We start from the raw sequence: 22,045 nt of genomic DNA on the forward strand, positions 1-22,045 counted from the left end.
TCCCTCCCCCGGCAACTTGCGCAATGCCGGAATCCCCGGCCCAGAACCGTTCCGGGAGTGCCATGAAAGCCATCTCGCTGATCAGCCGGCGCAGTGACCTGACGCCGGCGGAATTCCGAGCCTACTACGAAAACACCCACTGCTGGCTGGCCATGCAGCACTTCCCCTACCGCCGCTACACCCGCAATCACGTGCTCGCCGCCAGTGTCGCAGTGGATTTCGACTGCCTCAGCGAGTTCGCCATGGACCCCGGCTTCGACGGCCGCGCGGTGATGCAGTCGCGCTCGCGGGCGCTGCTGGTGGACGACGAGAAGGAATTCATGGACCCGGCGCAGATTCGCGTGGCGGGGGCGGAAGAGATTCCGTTGCACGGATCGCCGATTGACGGCGGCACCCGCCACGTCCTGGCCCTGCAGCGCGGCGACCTGGACGACGGCGACTTCCGCCGGCAGGTGGACCTGCTTGGCCAGAAACTCGCGCATCTCCCGGACGTCCGTCATGCCAGCCTTGACCTGGTCCACGGCTCCGGTTTCCCATTCGCAGCGCTGATCTGGCTGACCCTCGACGGCGACGCCCCGCTGCGACTCCCGCCCGGCCTGCCCCTGGCGGAACGGACGACGCAGCTCACCGTCGCCACCCATGCCACGCCGGAAGCGGTCCTGCGCCAGCACCACGTGGCCTATCTCCCCTGAATCAACGACAACAACAATCACGAGGTCGCCGATGAACCCACTTTCCCGCCGCCAGTTCCTCGCCAGCAGTTCGGTGCTGGTCGGAGGTCTTGCCCTGGACTTCGCCGCACCGGCGGCATTCGCCTCGTCGGGCATGCGCTTCGACGAGTACCGCAAGCACGACGCCACCGCCCTCGCGGCGCTGGTGCGCAGCGGCCAGGTGAGCGCCGCCGAGCTGCTGGAACTGGCCATCGCCCGCACCGAGCAGGTCAACCCGGCGATCAACGCGGTGGTGCTCAAGCACTACGATCTGGCCCGCGCCAGCCTGAAGAACCTCAAGCCCGAAGGCCCCTTCGCCGGCGTGCCGTTCCTGCTCAAGGACCTCGGCGTGAGCATGGCCGACACCGTGACCACCCAGGGTTCGCGCTTCTTCCGCGACGCGCGCAACGCCAGCGACGACCCGTTCGTGAGCAACGCGCGCCAGGCCGGCCTGGTGATCTTCGGCAAGACCAATACCCCGGAATTCGGCAGCAGCCCGAGCACCGAAGGCACCCTGTTCGGCGCGACGCACAACCCCTGGGACCCGAAGCACAGCGCGGGCGGTTCGTCCGGTGGCGCGGCGGCCGCGGTGGCCGCGGGCATCGTTCCGGTGGCCCATGCCAGCGATGGCGGCGGCTCGATCCGCATCCCCTCCTCCGCCTGCGGCCTGTTCGGCCTCAAGCCCAGCACCGGGCTGGTTCCGCTGGGCCCGGCCGGCAGCAGCTCGGTGGGCGTCATCTCCGCGCAACACGTCGTCGCCCGCAGCGTCCGCGACAGCGCCGCGCTGCTGGATGCCCTCGCCAAGCGCAACCCGGGCGGCGAATACGAGCGCCAGGCCGGCGAAGGCAGCTACCTCGACCAGGTGAAGCGCGAGCCGGGCAAGCTGCGCATCGCCCTCATGCACGACCCGCTGCTGCCGTTCCCGGTATCGGCGTCCTGCCGCGCCGCGGTGGATGCCGCCGCCCGCCATTGCCAGGCGCTCGGCCATGACGTGGTCGAGGCGACTCCACCGATCGACATGAAGGCCGCCATGGCCGCGGGCGGCACCATCAACTGCCTGAAGGTCTCGGATCGCATCACGGCCTACGAGAAGCTGCTCGGCCGCCCGGTCCGCCAGGACGAACTGGAGCCGGTGAACTTCGAACTGCTCGCGTGGGGCCGGCGGATCACCCCGGAGCAGCGCCAGCAGGCCATCGCCGGGCTCGACCAGCTGCGCCAGCAGATGGCGCAGTTCATGAGCCGCTACGACCTGATCCTCAGCCCGACCATAGTCGAGGAGCCGCCGCTGCTGGGCGTGCTCGACATGAACCTGCCGCTGGACAAGTTCGGCCCCCTGGCGACCCGCGATTCGGTGTTCACCACGCTGTTCAACTTCACCGGCCAGCCGGCGATGTCGGTGCCGCTGCACTGGAGCGACAGCGGCCTGCCGGTGGGCGTGATGTTCGCCGGCCGCTTCGGCGAGGAGCGCACGCTGATTCGCCTGGCGGCACAGCTGGAACAGGCCCATCCCTGGTTCGACCGCCTGCCGCCGGTATAGAAAACACCTGCCCGACCTGGGCCGGCGACCATCTCGCCGGCCCCTTCCAACGCTGCCCGGCGATGCCGCGCGGCGCCGTTCGGTTTTGCACTGAAGTCCTGATTCCACGCGGCTTGCAAGCACTTGTCGCCCATAGTCTTTCCGGACGATGTCCGGTTGCCGCGGGCGTGAAGAATGACTCCTGGGTCTGTCCCTACAACCTCCGGAGTCAATCGAGATGAAAACAACAACAAAACGAATTGCGCTGGCCGTCACCCTGGCGGCCTGCTCTTCGCTTTCCCTTTCAGCACTGGCGAAGGTCAGTCCCGAGGAAGCTGCACGACTGGGCAAGGACCTGACCTGCGTGGGCGGCGAGAGGGCCGGCAACGCCGACGGCACCATTCCCGAGTTCACCGGGCAGTACATCGACGAAGTGCCGGGCTGGAAGCACCAGCTGTATTCCGGCGACAAGCCGGTCGATCCGTTCGTCGACGAGAAGCCGCGCCTGGTCATCGACGCCAGCAACTACCGCCAGCAGGCCGATCACCTGACCCCCGGCCAGATGGCGATGTTCGAGAAGTACCCGGAGACCTACAAGATCGAGGTCTATCCCGGCAAGCGCATCTTCGGCTATCCCAAATTCGTCTGCGACAACGCCAAGTGGGGCGCGGAGAACAACGAGCTGACCGACAACGGCCTGGGCATCAAGGGCCTCGGCCAGGCGCCCTTCCCGATCCCGAAGAGCGGTGCGGAGCTGGTCTGGAACCACCTGCTGGCGCCCGGCGCCTGGATCGAGGACGTGATCCGCTCCATCGCCTCGGTCCTGCCGGACGGCAGCATCGGCTGGGGCCGCACCCATAACCGCAACCTGTCGCCGAACAACAGCCCGAACGAGCGTCCGACCACCGATGGCGTGCGTTCCTACGCCTGGAACATCTCCCTGGCACCGGTGCGCGAAGCCGGCACCAACACCGTCGCCCAGGAGTTCTACAACTGGGCCGGCCGCGGCCGCCTGGCCTGGAGCTACAACCCGGGCACCCGCCGCGTGCGCATGCTGCCGGGCTTCGGCTTCGACCAGCCGATGATCGGCACCAACGGCACCATGACCATCGACGACGACCGCATGTTCAACGGCTCGCCCGAGCGCTACGAGTGGAAGAACCTGGGCAAGAAGGAAATCTACGTTCCGATCAACGCCTACAAGGTCAACAGCAACAGCGTGAAGTACGCCGACCTGCTGACCCCGCACCATCCGCGCCCGGAATTCCTGCGCTACGAACTGCGCCGCGTATGGGTGCTTGAAGGCACGCTGAAGGAAGGCTACCGCCACCTCTACGGCAAGCGCGTGCTGTTCCTCGACGAGGACACCTGGAACGCCCTGATGGCCGACAACTACGATGCCCGCGGCAAGCTGTGGAAGCACTCGATCACCAGCTTCTACTACCATCCGGACTCGAAGTCGCTGTTCTCCGGCGTGCAGTTCTCCCATGACCTGAACTCCGGGCAGTACGTGGCCTACTCGCTGACCAACGAGGAAGCCCGCGGCCCGATCCTCAACAACGCCTCGCTCAAGCCCGAGATGTTCACCCCCGACGCCCTGCGCGCGCAGGGACGCTGACTGGTTTGACAAAAGGCCGGCAAGTCCGGCCTTTTTTCTTTTGTCGAGAAATGGAGAAAACAGACATGCCCATCACTGCAGTAACCGGATCGGCATCCGGAATCGGCGCGGCGCTGTGCCGCCAGCTGCGCGAAGCCGGCCACCAGATCATCGGCATCGACCGTGCCGGCGCCGATGTCAACGCCGACCTGTCCACCCCGGCTGGCCGCGCAGAAGCCGTCCGCCAGGTGCTGGAGAAAAGCGGCGGCGTGCTCGATCACCTGGTGCTGTGCGCCGGCCTCGGCGTCACCGCGCCCAGCAGCGGGCTGATCGTCGCGGTGAACTACTTCGGCGTCAGCGCGCTGCTGGACGGCCTTGCCGAAGCCCTGGGCAAGGGCAATTCGCCGTCGGCCGTGGTGGTCGGTTCGGTGGCTTCGGTGCAGCCGGGAGCGGACAGGCTGGAGATGGTCGAAGCGATGCTCGCCGGCGACGAGGAAGCGGCTGTGGCCGGCGCCAACCAGCTCAACGAACCGAGCATGGCCTACGCCGGCTCCAAGTACGCGGCGAGCGTGCTGGTACGGCGCAAGGTGCACGAGTGGGCGAAGCTGGGCATCCGTCTCAACGTGGTGGCGCCGGGCGTGGTGGAAACGCCGCTGTACAAGGCCTCCACCGAGGACCCGAAATACGGCGAGGCCACCCGCAACTTCGTCGCCCCGCTAGGCCGCGGCAGCCAGCCGGACGAGCTGGCCGGAGTGATCCGCTTCCTGCTGTCCGAACAGGCGAGCTTCATGCACGGCACCGTGGTGTTCGCCGATGGCGGCATGGATGCCATGATGCGGCCGAATCGGTTCTGATCCCCTCGCGGGGCCGTTCGGTCCCGCTTCTCTATTTGTAGGAGCGAGCTTGCTCGCGAACCCGGCCCCGCCATTCGCGAGCAAGCTCCGCTCCGACAGGTTTTGCCCTACGTGGATCGTTCATTCTGCCGATGCCCTTTTTGTAGGAGCACGCCATGCGTGCGACGCTCCTGGTCGCGGGCATGGCCCGCTCCTACAGGGCCGGCAGCAGCGTTTGGGTAGGGCGCATAACGCGCCAGCGTTATCCGCCAGCCCTTAGGGACGCAGGAGCGTCCTGGGATGCATTCCCACGCGGGAGCGTGGGAATGATGGCAATCCGCCGCGCGCTTACACCTTGTGTGTAGGAGCCAGCAAGCTGGCTCCTACAGGTTCAGGCATCCGCACCAGCGTATCGATCGCTGCGGATAGCGCCGCCCTGGATGCTCTGCGTCCGGCCGTAGGGCGGGTGCAACCCATTGATATCCAACGCCCGGAATGGCGGGTTTCACCCGCCCTACGCCTGATCAGCCACCGTCTCGACGGTTACCACGGTCGTCTGCGCCCGCCTCCGCTGCAATACGACCAGCAACGCGAACGGCACCACCAGCGTCAGGTTCACCAGCACCAGTGCATGGCGCAGCGACTCTTCGCCACCGAAGGGAATCAGCGCGTCGCTGAGCGCGCCGGTGACCAGCGGCCCCAACCCTACCCCGCACAGGGTCGACAGCATGGTCTGCAGGGCGATGGCCGTGGCGCGCTGCCAGGGGCTGACCAGTTGGGTGAGGAGGTTGAAGGACGGCGCCACCCACCACACCGAGAAGAACGACGACAGTGCGCACCAGAGGATCGCCGTCGGCACCGGCAGGTCGCCGAGCATGAAGGCCACCTCGGCCGGCCAGCACAGGTAGGCCAGCAGTGAAGCCAGCGACACCAGGTGGCCGATCAGCGGGATACGCAGCAGCCACGCGGGATCGATCAGGCACAGGCGGTCGGCGAGCCAGCCGCTGAACAGGCTGCCGATCGCCGCGGACGTGCCCATCACCACGCCGGCGAGGATGCCCGCTTCCTGCAGCGACAGCCCGTGGGAACGCACCAGGAACGACGTATTCCACATCGCCAGGGAGAAGGCGCCGAAGGTGGTCAGCGCGGTGGCGGATATCAGCAGGCGGTAATCGCCATTGCGCAGCAGTTCCATTGCGCTGGCGAGCATGCCGGACGGCTTCTGCTGGGTGAGGGTCAGGTCGTCCCAGCGCCCGCGCGGCGGCTCGCGCACCAGCAGGCCGAAGACCAGGGCGAGGACGCCCAGTGGCACGGATATGAGGAAGAAGCCCCAGCGCCAGCCGTGCACCTCCACCAGCCAGGCGCCGACGCTCAGGCCGAGGATCGCCGAGAGTGTCGGCGCACCGGTGAAGCAGCTGATCGCCAGCGAGCGATAACGCGGCGGGTAGAGATCGGCCACCAGCGACAGCGACGCCGGCGACAGCGGCGCCTCGGCCGCCGCCACCAGCATGCGCGCCAGCACCAGCATGGCGAAACCCACGGCGAGGCCGCAGAGCAGCGTCGCCAGCGCCCACAACGCCGCCACCACGGCCAGCACGCGGACGCGCGGATAGCGGTCCGCCAGCCGTCCCGCGGGCAGGCCGAGGACGACATAGACCGCCGCGAACGCCAGCCCGGAGATCAACCCCATGGCGGCGTCGCTGGCGCCGAATTCCCGCTTGATCGGCTCGATCATCACCGAGATGACCTGCCGGCCGATGAAGCTGCCGGCATAGGCCAGCACCAGCAGCGCGAGCACGCCGTGGGTGCGCCAGCCCAGCGGGCCGGCGGGTTGAGTGGTCACGGGATCAGGCCGAGGCGGAACGGCGCTTGAGCAGGGTCAGCGCGGTGTCTTCGATCATGTCCTCCTGGCCGCCGACCATGCCGCGCCGGCCCATCTCCACGAGGATTTCCCGCGCCGACACGCCGTACTTCTTCTCCGCGCGCTTGGCGAACAGCAGGAACGAGCCATAGACACCGGCATAACCCATGGTCAGGGCGTCACGGTCGCTGCGGATCGGGAAGTCCATGATCGGCACCACGCGGTCCTCGGCGACGTCCTGGATGCCGAACACGCTGACGCCGGTATCGATGCCCATGCGGTCGCAGACGGCGACGAGGATTTCCATCGGAGTGTTGCCAGCGCCGGCGCCGAGGCCCGCACAGGCCGCGTCGATACGGGTGGCGCCGGCGGCGATGGCGGCGATGGAATTGGACACGCCCATGGCCAGGTTGTGGTGGCCGTGGAAGCCGATCTCGGTTTCCGGCTTCAGCGCGGCGCGGATGGCGGCCACGCGGGCGGTCACGTCATCCGGCAGCATGTAGCCGGCGGAGTCGGTGATGTAGACGCAGTTGGCTCCGTAGGACTCCATCAGCAGGGCTTGCCTGACCAGCCCCTCCGGGCTGTTCATGTGCGCCATCATCAGGAAGCCGACGGTGTCCATGCCGAGCTTGCGCGCATGGGTGATGTGCTGCTCGGAGACATCCGCCTCGGTGCAGTGGGTCGCCACGCGAATGGTATTCACGCCCAGCTCGTGGGCCATCTTCAGGTGGTCGACGGTGCCGATGCCCGGCAGCAGCAGCGCCGAAACCTTGGCCCGCTTGAGCAGCGGGATCACCGCCGAGAGGTATTCCTCGTCGCTGTGCGCCGGGAAGCCGTAGTTCACCGAACTGCCGCCCAGGCCGTCGCCGTGGGTGACTTCGATCAGCGGAATGCCGGCCTCGTCCAGCCCCTGGGCGATGGACTGCATCTGCTCCAGGCTGATCTGGTGGCGCTTGGGGTGCATGCCGTCGCGCAGGCACATGTCATGAACGGTGATTTTCTTGCCGCGAAGGTCCATGGCCGGTCGCCTCCTAGAGTGTGGTTTGCTTGAGCAGGTTCTCGGCGAACATCTCCGCCGTGCGCGCCGCGGCGGCGGTCATGATGTCGAGGTTGCCGGCGTACTTCGGCAGGAAGTCGCCCAGGCCCTCCACTTCCATGAAGATCGACACGCGCTTGCCGTCGAACACCGGGCCGTTGACCAGCTTGTAGCCGGGCACGTACTTCTGCACCTCGGCGATCATGGCGTGGATGGATTCGGTGATCGCCGCCTCGTCCGGCTCGCCCTCGGTCAGGCAGTGCACGGTGTCGCGCATGATCAGCGGCGGCTCGGCCGGGTTGATGACGATGATCGCCTTGCCCTTCTTCGCGCCGCCGACCTTTTCCACTGCGCCGGCGGTGGTGCGGGTGAATTCGTCGATGTTCTTGCGCGTGCCCGGGCCGACGGATTTCGACGCCGCGGTGGCGATGATCTCGGCGTAGGCCACCGGTTGCACCCGCGACACGGCGGCGACCAGCGGGATGGTGGCCTGCCCGCCGCAGGTGACCATGTTGACGTTCAGCGCGCCGGCGCGGAGGTTTTCCTCCAGGTTCACCGGCGGCACGCAGTAGGGGCCGATGGCCGCGGGGGTCAGGTCGATCATCAGCACGCCCAGCTCGTTGAGCTTGCGGCTGTTCTCGGCATGCACGTAGGCGGAGGTGGCATCGAAGGCGATGCGGATGTCATCGGCCTGTACGTGCGGCAGCAGGCCGTCGACGCCGTCGCAGGTGACCTTCAGGCCCATTTCCTCGGCGCGCTTGAGGCCCTCGGAGGTCGGGTCGATGCCGACCATCCACACCGGTTCCAGGTATTCGCTGCGCTTGAGCTTGTACAGCAGGTCGGTGCCGATATTGCCGGGCCCGATCAGGGCGCAGCGGATCTTCTTGCTCATGGTGGTCTCGCTCAATCAGTGAATGCCAGGCTGGCCGTACCGAGGCCGCCGATGGAAAGCTCGACGCGGTCGCCGGCAGCCACCGGCACCAGCGGCGCCAGCGCGCCGGAGAGGATGATTTCGCCCTTGCGGAACGGAATGCCGAGGCGGCCGAGGGTGTTGGCCAGCCAGGCCACCGCTTCGCACGGGTGCCCCTGCACCGCCGAGCCGAAGCCATGGCCGGTGGGCTCGCCGTTCCTGAACAGGCGCAGTTCGGCGGCGGCCAGGTCCAGGGAACGCGGATCGACCCGCTGCTCGCCGAGGGCGAACACGCCGCAGGATGCGTTGTCGGCGACGGTGTCCTGGATGGCGATCTTCCAGTCGTGGATGCGCGAGTCGACGATCTCGAAGCAGGCGCTCACCGATTGGCTGGCCGCCAGCACGTCGGCGGCGGTGACGCCCGGCCCGCTCAGGTCCTCGGCGAGGATGAAGGCGATCTCGCCCTCGGCGCGCGGCTGGATCAGGTTGTATTCGGCCAGGCTGACGGCCGCACCATCGGCCACCTGCATGCGATCGGTGAGGAAGCCGAAGTCGGGCTGATGCACGTCGAGCATGTCCTGCACCGCCTTGCTGGTGACGCCGATCTTCTTGCCCACCACCCGCTCGCCGAGCGCCTCGCGGCGACGGAGGAACTGCAGGGAGATGCGGTAGGCGGCGTCGAGGTCGATGTCCGCATGCCGTGCGGTGATCGGTGCGACGGTGCGGCGCTCGCGCAGGGCGGCGAACAGCTCGTCACCCAGCGCCTGGATCAGTTTTTCGTCCATGGATCGCTCCTCAGCCGGGGAAGACGCTGTTCTCGGCGCCGCCATCGACTTCGATGATCTTGCCGGTGACCCACTTCGAGGCCGGAGTGGCGAGGTAGAGCGCGGCGGCGGCGATGTCTTCCACCTCGCCGAGGCACTGCATCGGCGTGGCCTTTTCCATCTGCGTGCGGATTTCCTCGGGCATCACGCGCAGCAGCGCATCGGTGAGGATCGGCCCCGGCGCGATGCCGTTGACCCGCACCAGCGGGGCGAAGTCCTGGGACAGCAGACGGGTCAGGTGGCTCAGCGCCGCCTTGGCCGCGCCGTAGCTGCTGAAGCTCTTCTGCACGTAGCGCGCGGCGCCGGAGGTGATGTTGATGACGTTGCCCTGCCCCGCCTCGCGCATGTGCGGCACGCAGAGCTGGATCATGTGATAGGCGCTGCTGACGTTGAAGTGCAGGGTCTGGTCGAAGCTGTCGACCGGCAGCTTCAGCGGGTTGTTCGGCCCGGCGCCGCCGGCATTGTTGACCAGGTGCGTTACCTTGCCGTAGGCCTCCAGCGCAGCCGCCACCAGCGCCTCGCGCTGCCCGGCGTCGGTGACGTCGCAGCTCACCGCGATGGCTTCGCCGCCCTCGGCGCGGATCTGTTCCGCCACCGCCTCGACGTCGGCCAGGGTGCGCGCCGCGCAGACCACCTTGGCGCCGGCTGCCGCGTAGGCCAGGGCGATGCCGCGACCGATCCCCTTGCCCGCTCCGGTGACGATCGCCACGGAGTCCGGCAGGGCAAAACGTTCAAGCAGATTCATTGCAAGTCCTCGGATGATGGGTTCAGGCGGTGTGCACCAGCGGGGTCGGTTCGGTCGCCCAGAGGTCCGGCAGGCCCGGATCGGTTGTCTGGATCAGCCGCTTGAGCATGATCTTCAGGGCCTGCGCATCGCCCGGGCCGAGCTTGTCGACCACCTGCTGCTCGACCGCCTTGGCCAGGGCGATCTGTTCCAGGGAAATCTCGCGGCCGGCGGCGGTGAGCACGAAGCGCAGGCCGCCGTTCAGCCGTTCGCTGGCGATGTAGCCCTGCTTCTCCAGGAACAGCAGCATCGACTGGGTCACCTCGTAGCCGGTGTAGGCGACGAACTCGTTGATCTCTTCGAGACTGAGGCATTCGCGCACGCTGAGCACCGAGAGCACGAAGAAGGCGTGCTCGTCGACGCGCTGGCTACGCAGCAGCGAGCGCAGCGCGGCCAGCAGCTGGTAGTGGGCGCGGCCGGCGAGGTAGCCGAGCAGGTCCTCGGTGTAGCTGCACTCCGGCGGCGGATTGGCGCTGCTGGAAAGCTGCACGCCCTCGCGCGGCTTGCGCGCCGCCAGGGCGTACTGGCCGCTCTGGAACGCCAGCGGCGGCAGCTCGCTCTTGTCGAACTGCAGCACCTCGCCGACGAAGATCACATGGTCGCCGCCCTCGTACATGAAGGCGGTGCGGCACTGGAAGCGCGCGGTGCAGGCCGGCAGCAGCGGGATGTCGTTGATGCCTGTATCCAGCTGGATGTCGGCGAACTTGTCCTCGCCGCGCGAGGCGAAGCGTCCCGACAGGGCTTCCTGCTGGGCCGACAGCACGTGCACGTTCCAGGAGCGGTTGGCGGAGAACGCCGGCAGGCTGAACGCCGACTTCGCCAGGCTCCAGAGCACCAGCGGCGGGTTCAGCGATACCGAGTTGAAACTGTTGGCGGTGATCCCGATCGGCTCCCCCGCCTCGTTGCGGGTGGTGATGATGGTCACCCCAGTGGTGAACGTGCTCAGAGCCGCCCTGAAGGCCTGGGGGTTGAAGCTGGGCTGAGCGGTCATGGTCTGCCTCGTGGTGGCTTGTCCGGGTTGTGTTCAGTATCCGATCGGGCCGCTCCGCGCTCATCGTCGATACGGACTATGGCAGGCCATGCGCCGCTTCCAGCCACTTCGCGCCGCCCAGGCACGGCCATGAAAAGACCGCCGATTGGCCCCGGACGATCCGATCGCGCTAGAGTCTTTCCCTTTCCGCGCGATTCTTTCGCTTCACCTGCCTGGAACGACGCCGATGTCCTCCGCCAAAGAACTCCTGATCGACGCCGAAGTCGACGACTCCCCCCAGCCGCACCATCCACCGACCAGTCCCTGGCTGCTCCTGGCCGGCCTGATCCTGGTGGCGCTCAACCTGCGGCCGGCGCTGTCCAGCCTCGCGCCGCTGCTCAACCAGGTGCGCGACGACACCGGCCTGTCGGCGTCCGCCGCCGGCCTGCTGACCACCCTGCCGGTGCTCTGCCTCGGCCTGTTCGCGCCGCTGGCGCCGATCCTGGCGCGGCGCCTGGGCGCCGAGCGCACGGTGCTGCTGATCCTCCTGCTGCTCGCCGGCGGCATCGTCCTGCGCAGCCTGTTCCCGGTGTTCGGCCTGTTCGCCGGCAGCGTGGTGGCGGGCGCCAGCATCGGCATCATCGGCGTGCTGCTGCCGGGGATCGTCAAGCGCGACTTTCCCACCCATGCCGGGGTGATGACCGGGGTCTACACCATGGCGCTGTGCCTCGGCGCGGCGGTGGCGGCGGGTGCGACGGTGCCGCTGGGCGCGCTGCTGGACGACAGCTGGCAACTGGCGCTGGCGTTCTGGGCGCTGCCGGCGATCCTCGCCGCGCTGGTGTGGCTGCCGCAGGCCCGCAGCAATCATCACGCCCAGCGCCAGGCCTACCGGGTCAGCGACCTGTGGCGCGATCCGCTGGCCTGGCAGGTCACCCTGTTCATGGGGCTGCAGTCTTCGCTGGCCTATATCGTGTTCGGCTGGCTGCCGTCGATGCTCATCGACCGCGGCCTCACGCCGACCGCAGCGGGGCTGGTGCTTTCCGGTTCGGTGATGGTGCAGCTGGGCAGCGCGCTGGCCGCTCCGTGGCTGGCGACGCGCGGCCGCGACCAGCGTGTCGGCGTTGTGGTGGTGATGGTGCTGACCCTCGCCGGCCTGCTCGGTCTGCTGTATGCGCCGCTTTCCGGCATCTGGCTGTGGGCGGTGGTGCTCGGCCTCGGCCAGGGCGCCTGCTTCAGCATCGCCCTGGCGCTGATCGTGCTGCGCTCGCGGGATGCCCACATCGCCTCCAACCTCTCGGGCATGGCCCAGGGCGTGGGCTACACCCTGGCGGCCATGGGGCCGTTCCTGGTCGGCGTGGTGCACGATCTCAGCGGCGGCTGGAGCGCCGCCGGCGTGATCTTCGTGGTCATCTCGATCGCCGCCACCGTCGCCGGCCTCGGCGCCGGACGCAACCTTCTGGTCGGGGCGCGCAGCGAGCCGATCTGAAGTGCGGTCGCGGGCATGGCCCGCTCCTACAGGTGCGAGATCACACCGTCGGCGGCGTCTGCTGCTTGGGGCTGGCGATCCAGTCGGTTACCAGGTTGTAGACCACCGCCAGCAGCACCGGGCCGACGAACAGGCCGATGAAGCCGAAGCTGAGCAGGCCGCCGAGCACGCCGAGCAGCACCACCACCAGCGGCAGGTTGCCGCCGCGGCTGATCAGGTACGGCTTGAGGATGTTGTCCACGCCACTGATGACGAAGAACCCCCAGAGCGCGAGGAACACTCCGTAGCCATAGCTGCCCTGGACGAACAGCCAGACGGTGGCCGGCCCCCAGATCAGCGGCGGCACCATCAGCAGGCTGAAGGCGAAGGTCAGCAGGCCGAGGATGATCGCCCCGGGCACCCCGGCGATCAGGAAACCGGTGGTGGCCAGCACGGCCTGGGCGGCGGCGGTGCCGATCACGCCGTTGACCACCCGCTGCACGGTGCCGGCGATCAGTTCCAGGTAATGCCCGGCGCGGTCGCCGATCAGGCGTTGCAGCATGCTGTGGGCGAAGGCTTCCAGGCGCTTGCCGTCGCGGTAGAAGAAGAAGATCAGCACCAGGCTGAGGACCAGCTCGAAAATGCTGCCGCCGAGCTTGGCCGTGCGCGCCAGCAGCCAGTTGCCGACCTGCCCCATGTAGGGCTTGAGCGCGGAGAAGAAGGCCACGCCCTGCTGGTCGATGGAGTACCACCAGCCGATCAGCCGACCGCCGATCAGCGGCGTGCGCGCCAGCCATTCCGGCGGTGGCGGCAGGCCGGACATCTGCAGGTTGCGCAGGAACTCGACGGCCTCGCGCACCTTGTCCGCCAGGCCGAAGCCGAGCCAGATCAGCGGAATGGCCACCAGCACGATCCAGCCGGCGGTGAGCAGGCCTGCCGCCAGTGCCTCGCGTCCGCCCAGCAGGCGGGTCAGGCCACGCATCAGCGGCCAGCTGGAAAAGGCCAGCACGGCGGCCCAGAACAGCGCCGAGGTGAAGGGCGCCAGCACCCACAGGCTGGCACCCAGCAGGCCCAGCAGGAGGATGCGCAGCAGCAGGCGGTCATTGTCGAACATCGGGCCGGACTCCGGTCGGTGAAGCGGGGATCAAATCCCAGTTTAGGCGGGTGTCTCCGCGGCCGGCCTGGCGGCGCGGCGCGGAGGTTCAGCGCAGCCAGGTCAGGTGCAGCCCGGCGCCTTCGTGGGTACCCAGTTCCATGCGCGCCGCGCGCACGCCCTGGCCACCCAGCGCGCCGCGCCAGTCCTCGGCGTGGCTGCCGGCCAGTTCGACGCGCACGCCGGTATCCAGGCGCAGGGTGCGCACCAGCAGGTCCAGCCAGACGCCGCCGGGTTCGTCCGGCACATGGGCGAGGGTCAGCTCGCCGTTGGCCTTGAGCAGGCGCAGCAGGGTGGCGGCGCTGGGCAGCAGTTCGCCGAGGGCGGTATTGCTGTCCAGCTGTTCGGCGTGCAGGTAGGCGCGGCGGTTGCCGCGGGTGATGGCGTAGATGGCGAGCAGGGTGTTCTCCTGCGGCGGCGCCAGGCGCACCAGCAGGTAGGCCTGCTGGTCGTCCGGGCCGTACAGCCTGGATTTGTGGAACACCGCGTTGGCCAGCAGGCTGCTCGAACCGCAATCGCGCGCCTCGCACCAGAACAGCGGCGTGGCGTCGGCCTTCAGCAGGGTGCTGCGGGCGGCGCCGAAGGCCAGCGGCCGGTCCTCTTCCTCGGGCAGGCGATAGGTGACGGCGGTGAGCTGGCCCACGCCGCGCACCTCGCCCTCCATGCGCAGGCGGCCGCTGATGCGGCTGATCGCCCCGAGCGGATAGATCCGCTCCTGGTCGGCAGCCTGGTCGAAATCGACGATCTCCGCCCGCGGGTAGCGCGGCAGGACCTGCAGGTCGTGGCTATCGGCGACATCGGCGGCGCCAACGGGAGTAGCGGCCAGCAACGCGCTGGCAAGCAGGAATGTACGCATCCGCACGCTCAACGAATCAGCATGGAACGGGCGGTTTCCACGGCCTTGTCGGCGTCGGCCTCTTCCTTGCGCGGCACCAGCAGGCCGCGCTGCACGGCGGGACGCGCCTCGATGGCGGCGAGCCAGCGCTGCAGGTTGTCCAGCCCCTCGACGGAAACCCCGGACCAGTCGTGGATGCGTACCCAGGGGAAGGTGGCGATGTCGGCGATGCTGTAGTCGCCAGCCAGGTATTCGACCTCGCCGAGACGGCTGTCGAGCACTTCGTAGAGGCGGCGGGTCTCGTGCTGGTAGCGGTCGATGGCGCCCTGCAGCTGCTCCGGGAAATAGCGGAAGAACACGTTGGCCTGGCCCTGCATCGGCCCTACCCCGCCCATCTGGAACATCAGCCACTGGATCACCGTGGAGCGGCCTTTGCTATCGAGCGGCATCAGGCGGCCGGTCTTCTCCGCCAGGTAGATGAGGATGGCGCCCGACTCGAACACGGCGAAGTCGCCGTTGTCGCGGTCGACGACGGCCGGGATCCGCCCGTTCGGGTTGATCCGGAGGAATTCCGGACTTTTCTGCTCCCTGCGATCGAACGACAGCGCATGCACTTCATAAGGCAGGCCGAGTTCTTCGAGTGCGATGGATGCCTTGTGGCCGTTCGGCGTGGCGGCGGTGTAAAGGTCGATCATGCTCACTCTCCCGACTGTGATCCATGCAGACTCGTGGCTCGCCCCGCTTTAGTCAAGGCGCGGACTTTGCCGGATATTTTCAGTCCGCCGTCAGGAATGGCCGGATGACCGCCGCCACCGCCTGGGCACCGGCCTCGTCGTCCAGGTGCAGATGGTGCCCGCCGGGCAGTTCCTCGATGGCGAAGGGACGGCCGTCGAGATGGTCGCGCACCCCGCTCTTCCTGCCGAGCACGCCCTCACGGGCCAGCACCAGGCTGACCGGGCAGCGCAGCGAGTCGAGCAGGTTCAGCGCGCCGTCACGGCTGAAGCGCAGCGGCGACGGCAGGGTCAGGCGCGGGTCGGTGCGCCAGGTGTAGCCGCCCGGCACCGGCATCAGTCCACGCTCGGCCAGCAGCTCGGCGGCTTCGCGGCTGACCGCGCCGTCCTTCATGCGCGCCGCCACGGCGCGTTCGATACTGGGGTAGACCGGTTTTTGCTTGCGCCCCAGCAGGAGCTGCGCCTTCAGCGCCTGGCCGAGGTTTTCCGCGGTGCTCCCGGCTTCGCTGGTGAAGGGCACCAGCCCGTCGATCAGCGCCAGGCGCTCCACCCGCTCCGGCATCGCCGCGGCGAGCAGCACCGAGACGATCGCGCCCATGGAATGGCCGAGCAGGGAAAAGCGCTCCCAGCCCAGCTGCTCCGCCGCCATCAGCACGTCCAGGGCATTGTCCCAGAGCGAATAGCCGGCGCCGGCGGGACGGTGCGCCGAGTAGCCGTGACCGGCGAAATCCAGCGCGACGATGCGCAGCCCGGGAAGCTTCGGCGTCAGCCGGGCGAAGGTCATGGCATTGTCCAGCCAGCCGTGCAGGGCGATCACCGGGCGGCCGTCTTCCGGCCCGGAAAGGTGCGCCGCCAGCTCGATGTGCGGCAGGCTCAGGCGGATTTCCTCGACGTGGGCGGTCATTGTCGGGCGCTCCCCTGCCCGCGGCCCATCACGTTCTTCAGCAGCTCGGCGGTATCCCGCGGGCGCTCCAGGGGGAACATGTGGCCGCCCGGCAGCGCCAGGCATTGCGCATTCGGGACGCGTTCCATCCAGCGCACGAACGGCCCCGGCAACACGCGGCTGTCCCGGCCGCGCACCAGCGTCAGCGGCACCGCCAGTTGCTGCGGGCGTCCCGGGCTGCGGTGCGGGACGTTGCGGTAGATGCTGATCTCGGTGGCCGGGTCGAACCTCAGGCGCAGCCCGCGGTTCTCGGCATCCGGCGCCAGGCCGTGGCGCAGGTAGGCGTCCAGGCAGTCGGGATCGAAATGGCGGAACAGCGTCTTGCCGGCGAAGTATTCGCGCGCCTCGTCGAGGTCGGCGAACTGCTCGCGACGCCCCAGGGTGCGCCCGGCCGGGGTGACGCGGTCGATCAGGCCGAGGCTCTTGACCGCGCGGATCATCAGCTGACCGGTGGTGGAGAACACCGGCGAGTCGAGCATGACCACCCCGCGATAGCGCTCGGGCCGGAGCAGCGCCGCGTGGTAGTGGAGGATGCCGCCGAGGGAATGGCCGACGCCCCAGACCGGCTCGTCGAGGCCGTCGAGATGGTGCAGCAGTTCGTCCACCAGGTTTTCCCAGTTGGCATTCACCGGGAAGCGCGGGTCGTGCCCGTGCATCTCCAGGTGGCGTACCCGGTACTCCGGCTGCAGGGCGTCGAACAGCTTGCCGTAGGTGGCCGAGGGGAAACCGTTGGCGTGGGCGAAGAAGACCGCTTGCGACATGCTGGGTGAACTCAGGGGAATGACAGTCTGAATTTTCCGACAGCACCGTGGGCGCGGCAATGGCCCGCGCTCCCGCTTATGACGGCACTACGGTCAAACTCCATGGCGCTCCGGCGGATTTGCCCTGATCGGCGCTTCGTGCAAGACAACCTCGGCGGATAACCGTGAACGGTTATTCGCCCTACGAAAGCCCCATCGTAGGGCGCATAACTTGGAATAAGTTATCCGCCAGCACACCTCACACCCAACGCGCCGCGTGGTTCACCACGTTGAACAGGATGCCGCCCGCCACCAGCAGGAACACCAGCCCACAGGCACCATCGATCACCGGCACTGCGCGCTGTAGGCGCTGCTGCCACAGCGGTCGGGTGAGGATCACGCTGAGCAGGCTGAACCAGGCGAAGCCGACGACGAACAGCATCACCGCCACCGAGACCTTGCCGGGCGCCGACATGTCCACCGGGATCAGGCTGGTCAGCAGCGCAAGGAAGAACACCAGCGCCTTGGGGTTGAACAGGTTGGTCGCCAGCCCGCGCAGCCAGGGGCCCAGCTTCGACGCGGACAATTCACCGTCGAGCCGCCCTGCTCCACCCGGCTTGCGCAACGCGCGCAGCGCGCCGACACCGAGCCAGCCGAGATAGGCCGCGCCCACCAGTTGCAGCGCGCTGAACAACAGCGGTGAACGGCTGAGCAGCAACGACACACCGGTCAGCACCAGGGTACCGTGGACCAGGATGCCGCAAGCCAGTCCAAGGGCGCTGAGCACGCCGGCGCGGCGACCCTGGTGTAGCGAGGTGCGCACCACCAGGGCGACGTCCGGGCCAGGGCTGACCAGGGCGACCGCGAACACAGCGGTGAGCATGAGCAAGACGTGAACCTCCTGCATGGCGGGATTCTCCAGTGGGAAAGGGAAACGCGAAATCGGGCGGATCAGCGCTGGCGTAGTCGCGTGGGCGGCAATCCGTAGGTACGGCGGAACAGGCGGCTGAAATGCGCCTGGTCATAGAAGCCCAGGCTCAGGGCGATCTCCGCCAGCGGCTGACCCTTGATCACCCGTGGCAGCGCGCGCTCCAGGCGCAGCTGGGTCAGCCACTGATGTGGTGGCAACCCGCACTGGTGCCGAAAGCGGCGCAGCACCTGCCAGGGACTGAGGTCGCAGAACGCGGCGATTTCTTCCAGGGTCGGCGGGGTTTCCAGGCGCGATTCCAGCCACTCGCGAATGCGCGCCCAGGTCGGAGCATCGAAACCCTGCTCCGGTTCGCGGATGCGCAGGCTGGAGGCGCGTTCCAGCAGTGCGGCCAGCGCTTGCCAGAGTTGGCCTTCCTGGGCCAGACGCTCGCCGCCCAGCATCAGGGCATGGGCGCGTTGCAGTTCGGCTTGCAGCAGCGGATCGCGCAGTTGCGCGGCGGTCAGGCGTGGCGCGCCCTGGCGCCCATCACTGAAGGCGCGGCAGGCATCGTCCAGCCATTGCGGGTCGATGGACAGCACGCGGATACGATAGCCGTCCTCGTCCTCGCTGGAACCATCGTGGATGCTCTCGGGGCTCATCAGCAGGATGTCGCCGTTCCCGGCCAGAGAGCGCTCACCGCGATGGGTGTAGCGCTGGCAGCCGTCCAGCATCAGTCCGACGTGGTAGTCAAGATGAAAGTGCCGGGGAAAGGCGAATCGGCGGTACTCGGCGTCGATGAAACGGACGCCGGGCAGGCCGCTGCTGTGGTGTTCGATGCGTTCCATGGGCCTACTGTACCGGCGCGGGAACGGCGGGTCTTGGACAAAATTGCGAGGGTGCCGGGCGGCGGCGCTCCCTGCAGGAGCGCGCCATGCGCGCGATCGCGGGCATGGCCCGCTCCTACAAGATCAATGGCCCCTGGCCCTAGCCCTCTCCCGCAAGCGGGAGAGGGGACCGCTCAGCACAGGAGACACCTCGACATCTGCCGGCACGATCTGCCCGCTCCCCCCTCTGGGAGAGGTGAGGGCATGCGCTGGCACAGCGCTGCAAAAGGCAGTTACTCCTACACGCCCCTGCTGGCTCAACGCTCCAGCGGCACCACCGCCATGGTCAGCCGCGAGATGCAGCTCGGTTTGCCGTCGTCGCCATGCAGGCGGATTTCCCACACATGCGTGCTGCGTCCGATGTGCAAAGGACGGGCAACAGCGGTGACCCGCCCGCTGCGCAGGCCGCGCAGGTGGTTGGCGTTCACTTCCAGACCGACGCAGGCGTACCTGGTGCTGTCGATGCACAGGTGGCAGCCGGTGGAGCCCAGGGTTTCCGCCAGCACCACCGAGGCGCCGCCGTGCAGCAGGCCGCGCGGCTGGTGGGTGCGCGAGTCGACCGGCATGCTGGCGGTGATCGACTCGTCATCGAAGGATTCGAAGCGAATCCCCAGGACCTCGCCGATGCTGTTCGCCAGCATGGCGTTGAGCGCGTCCAGGTCCGGCCGGGTGCGCCATATGCTCATGGATGATCCCCCTCTCTCATTCGAGCCATTGAACCGCCTCGCGGCGCTCGACCCATTGCTGGAGCTGGCCGCCGTAGGTTTTCTCGATCACGTTGCGCTTGATCTTCAGGGTCGGGGTGAGGAAGCCGTTGTCCACCGACCAGACGTCCTTCATCAGCACCAGTCCGGCCAGCCGCTCGTGCTTGTCCAGGCGGCCGTTCACCTCGTCGAGCAGGACCCGCAGGCTGTCTTCCAGTTCGCCGCGCGCGCCGTTCGCGGCCTCGCGGCGCCCGACTTCGGACAGCACGCACAAGCCGATCGGCGCACTGAGCCCGTCGCCGACCACGCAGATCTGCTCGATGCGCGTATGCACGGCCAGGCGGTTCTCGATCGGCGCCGGGGCGACGTACTTGCCCTTGCTGGTCTTGAAGATTTCCTTCATCCGCCCGGTCAGGCGCAGGTTGCCGTCGGCGTCCTGTTCGCCGACGTCGCCGGTGCGCAGGAAGCCGTCCTCGGTCAGGGTTTCGCGGGTGCGCTCCGGGTCCTTGTAGTAGCCGAGCATGGTCGCACCGCTGCGTACCAGTACCTCGCCGTCGTTGCCGATGCGCACCGTCACGCCGGGGCTGGGCTGGCCGATCCAGCCGGCCTTGTGCCGGCCGGGCCGGGTGGAATGGGAATAGCCGCAGTTCTCGGTCATGCCGTAGACCTCGTGGATTTCCAGGCCCAGGCGGCGGTACCAGTGGAGCAGCGCCTCGGGCACCGGGGCGGCGCCGCAGGCAGCGTAGTGCACGGCATCCAGGCCGAGCCCGGCGAGCACCTTGCGGCCCACCAGCCGGCCGAGCACGGGCAGGCGCAACAGGCGGTCGAGTCGGGCGGCCGGCATCTGCGCGTAGACGCCCATCTGGAAGCGGGTCCAGATGCGCGGCACGCCGAAGAACAGGGTTGGCCGCGCCCGGCGCAGATCGGCGACGAAGGTATCCAGGCTGTCGGCGAAGAATATCGTCAGGCCGGCATAGAAGGAGGTCATCTCCACCACCATCCGCTCGGCCACGTGGCACAGCGGCAGGTAGGACAGCACCCGGTCGTCCTCGCCGACGTTGAACAGCTCCAGCGCATGGCTGGCGGCGAAGGCGAAGTTGCCGAAGGAGTGCATCACGCCCTTGGGCATGCCGGTGGTGCCGGAGGTGTAGATGATGGTGGCCAGCGTGGCGGCATCAGGGCGCGGGTCGTCGGCGATCGGCGCACAGGACTGGAGGTCGCTCCAATGGTGGTCGAACTGCCCCTGCGGATGGATCGGCAGGGCCACGCTGAGCACGCCCGCCGGCACGCCGTCGCGCATCGCCGGCCAGTCGTCGAGCTTGCCGATGAAGGCCACCAGAGATTCGGAGTGCTCCAGCACCTGCCAGACGGAGTCGGCCTGGAGATTCGGGTAGAGCGGCACGGATACGTGCCCGGCCATCCAGATCGCCAGGTCGGCGACGATCCAGTGCGCGCAGTTCTTCGAAATGATCGCCACCCGGCTGCCCTCCGGCAGCTGCAGGCTGCGCAACCAGGCCGCGGCCCGCCGCGCCTGCTCGCCGACCTGGCCCCAGGTCAGGGTTTCCAGCGAGCCATCCGGCTGCGGCTGGACCAGGTAGCGTTTCTGCGCGTGACGCGCTTCGTTCTGGTAGAACAGGTCGAGCGGTAGACGGACTGCAGTAACCACGTGCCCCTCCATTTATTTGTTGTTCTAGAGGTGAAGCGTCGAACCGACCAAGCACTTGCTTGGTGAAATATTCCATGCCAGTCCGCGACAGACAAGGCTGTCGGCGAGAACTTTTTGTAACTCCTGCAGCAGGAAACGGCGAGGCCCCATGCGGGGCCCCGGATCAGGAATGGCGCGGATGGTAGAGGGACACCAGCTTCATCAGGCCGGCGGCGGGGAAATCGCCCTCCAGCTCCGCCAGCGAGGCGGTGGCCATGGGCAGCGCCTCGTTGCGGCTGCCATGCAGCAGCAGCCCGGCCAGCGCGCCGATCAGCGGCTGGTGGCTGACCAGCAGCAGGTGGCGCTCACCGCGGCCGTCGAGGAAACGCAGGACGTCGCGCGGATCGTCGTCCGGCGTCAGCCAGGGCGCGGTGCCGACGGCGTTGTCGAAGCCCAGCGCCTCGCGCACCAGTTCGGCGGTTTCCTGGGCGCGCACGTAGGGGCTGGCGAGGATGCCGTCGAGCGGATGACCGGACAGGTGCCCGGCGCTGATCAGCACTTCCTTGCGGCCGTGGGCGGTCAGCCGCCGCTCGGCGTCGCGGCGGGCCTGGGGTTCGGCCTCGCCATGGCGCAGCAGCCAGAGTTTCATAGCTTCGGCTCTTCGTCGCGCACGGGATGCTCGGCCGGCGGCACGCTGTGCGCGGCCTCCCCTTCCGGTTCGCGCGGGGTCGGCCAGTCGGCGAACGGCCAGGGCTTCTCGTCGCTGTGGAAGGTGCCGAAGCGGCCGATCTGCGCGAGGTACTGGCTGAGGCTGTCGCCGAAGCCCATCAGGCTGCCGCTGGGCGCGCCGTAGACGATCCGGTAGATCAGCTGGAGGACGACGACGGCGCCGAGGATCAGCTCCGCCACCTGCCATACCAGCACGAACAGCAGCATCCAGAAGACGCGCAACACGAGAGATTCCTTTTCCTGACGATCAGCGGACATGGCGTCC

General features: G+C 68.1%; 22 protein-coding genes. 5 read left to right on the plus strand and 17 right to left on the minus strand.

Annotation, left to right across the window (positions count from 1 at the left end):
* Positions 1–62: 62 nt before the first annotated feature.
* The 4 genes from BLR75_RS25780 (at position 63) to BLR75_RS25795 (ending at position 4,677) form a co-directional block, all read left to right on the plus strand.
* Positions 63–692, plus strand: a complete 630-nt coding sequence (locus BLR75_RS25780; protein ID WP_169720302.1) for an EthD domain-containing protein — start codon at positions 63–65, stop codon at positions 690–692.
* Between the two features lie 31 nt (positions 693–723).
* Complete coding sequence (locus BLR75_RS25785; RefSeq protein ID WP_169720301.1) at positions 724–2,247, plus strand: amidase; 1,524 nt, start codon at positions 724–726, stop codon at positions 2,245–2,247.
* 217 nt (positions 2,248–2,464) lie between these two features.
* A complete protein-coding gene (locus BLR75_RS25790; protein ID WP_084315144.1) occupies positions 2,465–3,844 on the plus strand; it encodes a DUF1329 domain-containing protein in 1,380 nt (459 codons plus the stop codon).
* A gap of 65 nt (positions 3,845–3,909) precedes the next feature.
* Positions 3,910–4,677, plus strand: a complete 768-nt coding sequence (locus tag BLR75_RS25795; protein WP_084315143.1) for an SDR family oxidoreductase — start codon at positions 3,910–3,912, stop codon at positions 4,675–4,677.
* A gap of 493 nt (positions 4,678–5,170) precedes the next feature.
* On the opposite strand, the gene BLR75_RS25800 is transcribed toward BLR75_RS25795, so the two are convergent.
* Genes BLR75_RS25800 through BLR75_RS25825 form a run of 6 tightly spaced genes read right to left on the minus strand, consistent with a single transcriptional unit; the run spans position 5,171 to position 11,062 of the window.
* A complete protein-coding gene (locus BLR75_RS25800) occupies positions 5,171–6,499 on the minus strand; it encodes an MFS transporter (RefSeq protein WP_084315142.1) in 1,329 nt (442 codons plus the stop codon).
* A gap of 4 nt (positions 6,500–6,503) precedes the next feature.
* A complete protein-coding gene (dmpG, locus tag BLR75_RS25805) occupies positions 6,504–7,535 on the minus strand; it encodes a 4-hydroxy-2-oxovalerate aldolase (protein WP_084315141.1) in 1,032 nt (343 codons plus the stop codon).
* Positions 7,536–7,548: 13 nt separating this feature from the next.
* Positions 7,549–8,445 (minus strand): acetaldehyde dehydrogenase (acetylating), encoded by an 897-nt coding sequence (locus tag BLR75_RS25810; protein ID WP_084315140.1) that lies wholly within the window; start codon positions 8,443–8,445, stop codon positions 7,549–7,551.
* 11 nt (positions 8,446–8,456) lie between these two features.
* The gene (locus tag BLR75_RS25815) at positions 8,457–9,248 is read right to left on the minus strand and encodes a fumarylacetoacetate hydrolase family protein (RefSeq protein ID WP_084315139.1); all 792 of its coding nucleotides are present in this window, start codon (positions 9,246–9,248) and stop codon (positions 8,457–8,459) included.
* Positions 9,249–9,258: 10 nt separating this feature from the next.
* Positions 9,259–10,032: a glucose 1-dehydrogenase gene (locus BLR75_RS25820; RefSeq protein ID WP_084315138.1), complete on the minus strand. Its 774-nt coding sequence runs from the start codon at positions 10,030–10,032 to the stop codon at positions 9,259–9,261.
* A gap of 22 nt (positions 10,033–10,054) precedes the next feature.
* Complete coding sequence (locus BLR75_RS25825; RefSeq protein WP_084315137.1) at positions 10,055–11,062, minus strand: flavin reductase; 1,008 nt, start codon at positions 11,060–11,062, stop codon at positions 10,055–10,057.
* Between the two features lie 226 nt (positions 11,063–11,288).
* Between BLR75_RS25825 and BLR75_RS25830 the strand changes: the two genes are divergently transcribed.
* Entirely contained in the window at positions 11,289–12,527 is a 1,239-nt protein-coding gene (locus BLR75_RS25830; protein WP_084315136.1) for a CynX/NimT family MFS transporter, read from the plus strand.
* A 40-nt stretch (positions 12,528–12,567) separates the two neighbouring features.
* Here BLR75_RS25830 and BLR75_RS25835 read toward each other — a convergent pair whose 3' ends face one another.
* The 11 genes from BLR75_RS25835 to BLR75_RS25885 all read right to left on the minus strand — a co-directional run bounded on the left by BLR75_RS25835 (position 12,568) and on the right by BLR75_RS25885 (position 22,038).
* Positions 12,568–13,620: an AI-2E family transporter gene (locus tag BLR75_RS25835; RefSeq protein ID WP_084315135.1), complete on the minus strand. Its 1,053-nt coding sequence runs from the start codon at positions 13,618–13,620 to the stop codon at positions 12,568–12,570.
* 88 nt (positions 13,621–13,708) lie between these two features.
* Positions 13,709–14,515 (minus strand): DUF4892 domain-containing protein, encoded by an 807-nt coding sequence (locus tag BLR75_RS25840; RefSeq protein ID WP_084315134.1) that lies wholly within the window; start codon positions 14,513–14,515, stop codon positions 13,709–13,711.
* Between the two features lie 8 nt (positions 14,516–14,523).
* A complete protein-coding gene (locus tag BLR75_RS25845) occupies positions 14,524–15,189 on the minus strand; it encodes a glutathione S-transferase family protein (RefSeq protein WP_084315133.1) in 666 nt (221 codons plus the stop codon).
* 79 nt (positions 15,190–15,268) lie between these two features.
* Positions 15,269–16,129, minus strand: coding sequence for an alpha/beta fold hydrolase (locus BLR75_RS25850; RefSeq protein ID WP_084315132.1), 861 nt, complete (start codon positions 16,127–16,129; stop codon positions 15,269–15,271).
* Complete coding sequence (locus BLR75_RS25855) at positions 16,126–16,929, minus strand: alpha/beta fold hydrolase (RefSeq protein WP_084315131.1); 804 nt, start codon at positions 16,927–16,929, stop codon at positions 16,126–16,128. The genes BLR75_RS25850 and BLR75_RS25855 overlap by 4 nt, the downstream gene beginning before the upstream one ends.
* 238 nt (positions 16,930–17,167) lie before the next feature.
* Positions 17,168–17,815 (minus strand): LysE family translocator, encoded by a 648-nt coding sequence (locus BLR75_RS25860; RefSeq protein WP_084315130.1) that lies wholly within the window; start codon positions 17,813–17,815, stop codon positions 17,168–17,170.
* A gap of 44 nt (positions 17,816–17,859) precedes the next feature.
* On the minus strand, positions 17,860–18,663 hold the full coding sequence (locus BLR75_RS25865; RefSeq protein WP_084315129.1) for an AraC family transcriptional regulator: 804 nt from the start codon (positions 18,661–18,663) through the stop codon (positions 17,860–17,862).
* Positions 18,664–18,959: 296 nt separating this feature from the next.
* Positions 18,960–19,388, minus strand: coding sequence for a hotdog fold thioesterase (locus BLR75_RS25870; protein WP_084315128.1), 429 nt, complete (start codon positions 19,386–19,388; stop codon positions 18,960–18,962).
* Positions 19,389–19,404: 16 nt separating this feature from the next.
* Positions 19,405–21,072 (minus strand): AMP-binding protein, encoded by a 1,668-nt coding sequence (locus BLR75_RS25875; RefSeq protein WP_090416176.1) that lies wholly within the window; start codon positions 21,070–21,072, stop codon positions 19,405–19,407.
* 163 nt (positions 21,073–21,235) lie between these two features.
* The gene (sixA, locus tag BLR75_RS25880) at positions 21,236–21,700 is read right to left on the minus strand and encodes a phosphohistidine phosphatase SixA (RefSeq protein ID WP_084315126.1); all 465 of its coding nucleotides are present in this window, start codon (positions 21,698–21,700) and stop codon (positions 21,236–21,238) included.
* Positions 21,697–22,038, minus strand: a complete 342-nt coding sequence (locus tag BLR75_RS25885) for a DUF4389 domain-containing protein (RefSeq protein ID WP_084315125.1) — start codon at positions 22,036–22,038, stop codon at positions 21,697–21,699. The genes sixA and BLR75_RS25885 overlap by 4 nt, the downstream gene beginning before the upstream one ends.
* Between the last annotated feature and the right edge of the window lie 7 nt (positions 22,039–22,045).

The organism is Pseudomonas jinjuensis (genome assembly GCF_900103845.1).
GTDB classification, from domain to species: domain Bacteria; phylum Pseudomonadota; class Gammaproteobacteria; order Pseudomonadales; family Pseudomonadaceae; genus Pseudomonas; species Pseudomonas jinjuensis.

Excerpts from the sequence above, each read along its gene's own strand:
- BLR75_RS25870 (WP_084315128.1), bottom strand. The coding sequence starts at position 19,388 with ATGAGCATATGGCGCACCCGGCCGGACCTGGACGCGCTCAACGCCATG.
- BLR75_RS25840 (WP_084315134.1), bottom strand. The coding sequence starts at position 14,515 with ATGCGTACATTCCTGCTTGCCAGCGCGTTGCTGGCCGCTACTCCCGTT.
- BLR75_RS25830 (WP_084315136.1), top strand. The coding sequence starts at position 11,289 with ATGTCCTCCGCCAAAGAACTCCTGATCGACGCCGAAGTCGACGACTCC.
- BLR75_RS25785 (WP_169720301.1), top strand. The coding sequence starts at position 724 with ATGAACCCACTTTCCCGCCGCCAGTTCCTCGCCAGCAGTTCGGTGCTG.
- BLR75_RS25795 (WP_084315143.1), top strand. The coding sequence starts at position 3,910 with ATGCCCATCACTGCAGTAACCGGATCGGCATCCGGAATCGGCGCGGCG.
- BLR75_RS25865 (WP_084315129.1), bottom strand. The coding sequence starts at position 18,663 with ATGGAACGCATCGAACACCACAGCAGCGGCCTGCCCGGCGTCCGTTTC.
- BLR75_RS25850 (WP_084315132.1), bottom strand. The coding sequence starts at position 16,129 with ATGACCGCCCACGTCGAGGAAATCCGCCTGAGCCTGCCGCACATCGAG.
- BLR75_RS25835 (WP_084315135.1), bottom strand. The coding sequence starts at position 13,620 with ATGTTCGACAATGACCGCCTGCTGCTGCGCATCCTCCTGCTGGGCCTG.
- dmpG (WP_084315141.1), bottom strand. The coding sequence starts at position 7,535 with ATGGACCTTCGCGGCAAGAAAATCACCGTTCATGACATGTGCCTGCGC.
- sixA (WP_084315126.1), bottom strand. The coding sequence starts at position 21,700 with ATGAAACTCTGGCTGCTGCGCCATGGCGAGGCCGAACCCCAGGCCCGC.
- BLR75_RS25860 (WP_084315130.1), bottom strand. The coding sequence starts at position 17,815 with ATGCAGGAGGTTCACGTCTTGCTCATGCTCACCGCTGTGTTCGCGGTC.
- BLR75_RS25885 (WP_084315125.1), bottom strand. The coding sequence starts at position 22,038 with ATGTCCGCTGATCGTCAGGAAAAGGAATCTCTCGTGTTGCGCGTCTTC.
- BLR75_RS25815 (WP_084315139.1), bottom strand. The coding sequence starts at position 9,248 with ATGGACGAAAAACTGATCCAGGCGCTGGGTGACGAGCTGTTCGCCGCC.
- BLR75_RS25790 (WP_084315144.1), top strand. The coding sequence starts at position 2,465 with ATGAAAACAACAACAAAACGAATTGCGCTGGCCGTCACCCTGGCGGCC.
- BLR75_RS25780 (WP_169720302.1), top strand. The coding sequence starts at position 63 with ATGAAAGCCATCTCGCTGATCAGCCGGCGCAGTGACCTGACGCCGGCG.
- BLR75_RS25810 (WP_084315140.1), bottom strand. The coding sequence starts at position 8,445 with ATGAGCAAGAAGATCCGCTGCGCCCTGATCGGGCCCGGCAATATCGGC.
- BLR75_RS25820 (WP_084315138.1), bottom strand. The coding sequence starts at position 10,032 with ATGAATCTGCTTGAACGTTTTGCCCTGCCGGACTCCGTGGCGATCGTC.
- BLR75_RS25855 (WP_084315131.1), bottom strand. The coding sequence starts at position 16,929 with ATGTCGCAAGCGGTCTTCTTCGCCCACGCCAACGGTTTCCCCTCGGCC.
- BLR75_RS25825 (WP_084315137.1), bottom strand. The coding sequence starts at position 11,062 with ATGACCGCTCAGCCCAGCTTCAACCCCCAGGCCTTCAGGGCGGCTCTG.
- BLR75_RS25845 (WP_084315133.1), bottom strand. The coding sequence starts at position 15,189 with ATGATCGACCTTTACACCGCCGCCACGCCGAACGGCCACAAGGCATCC.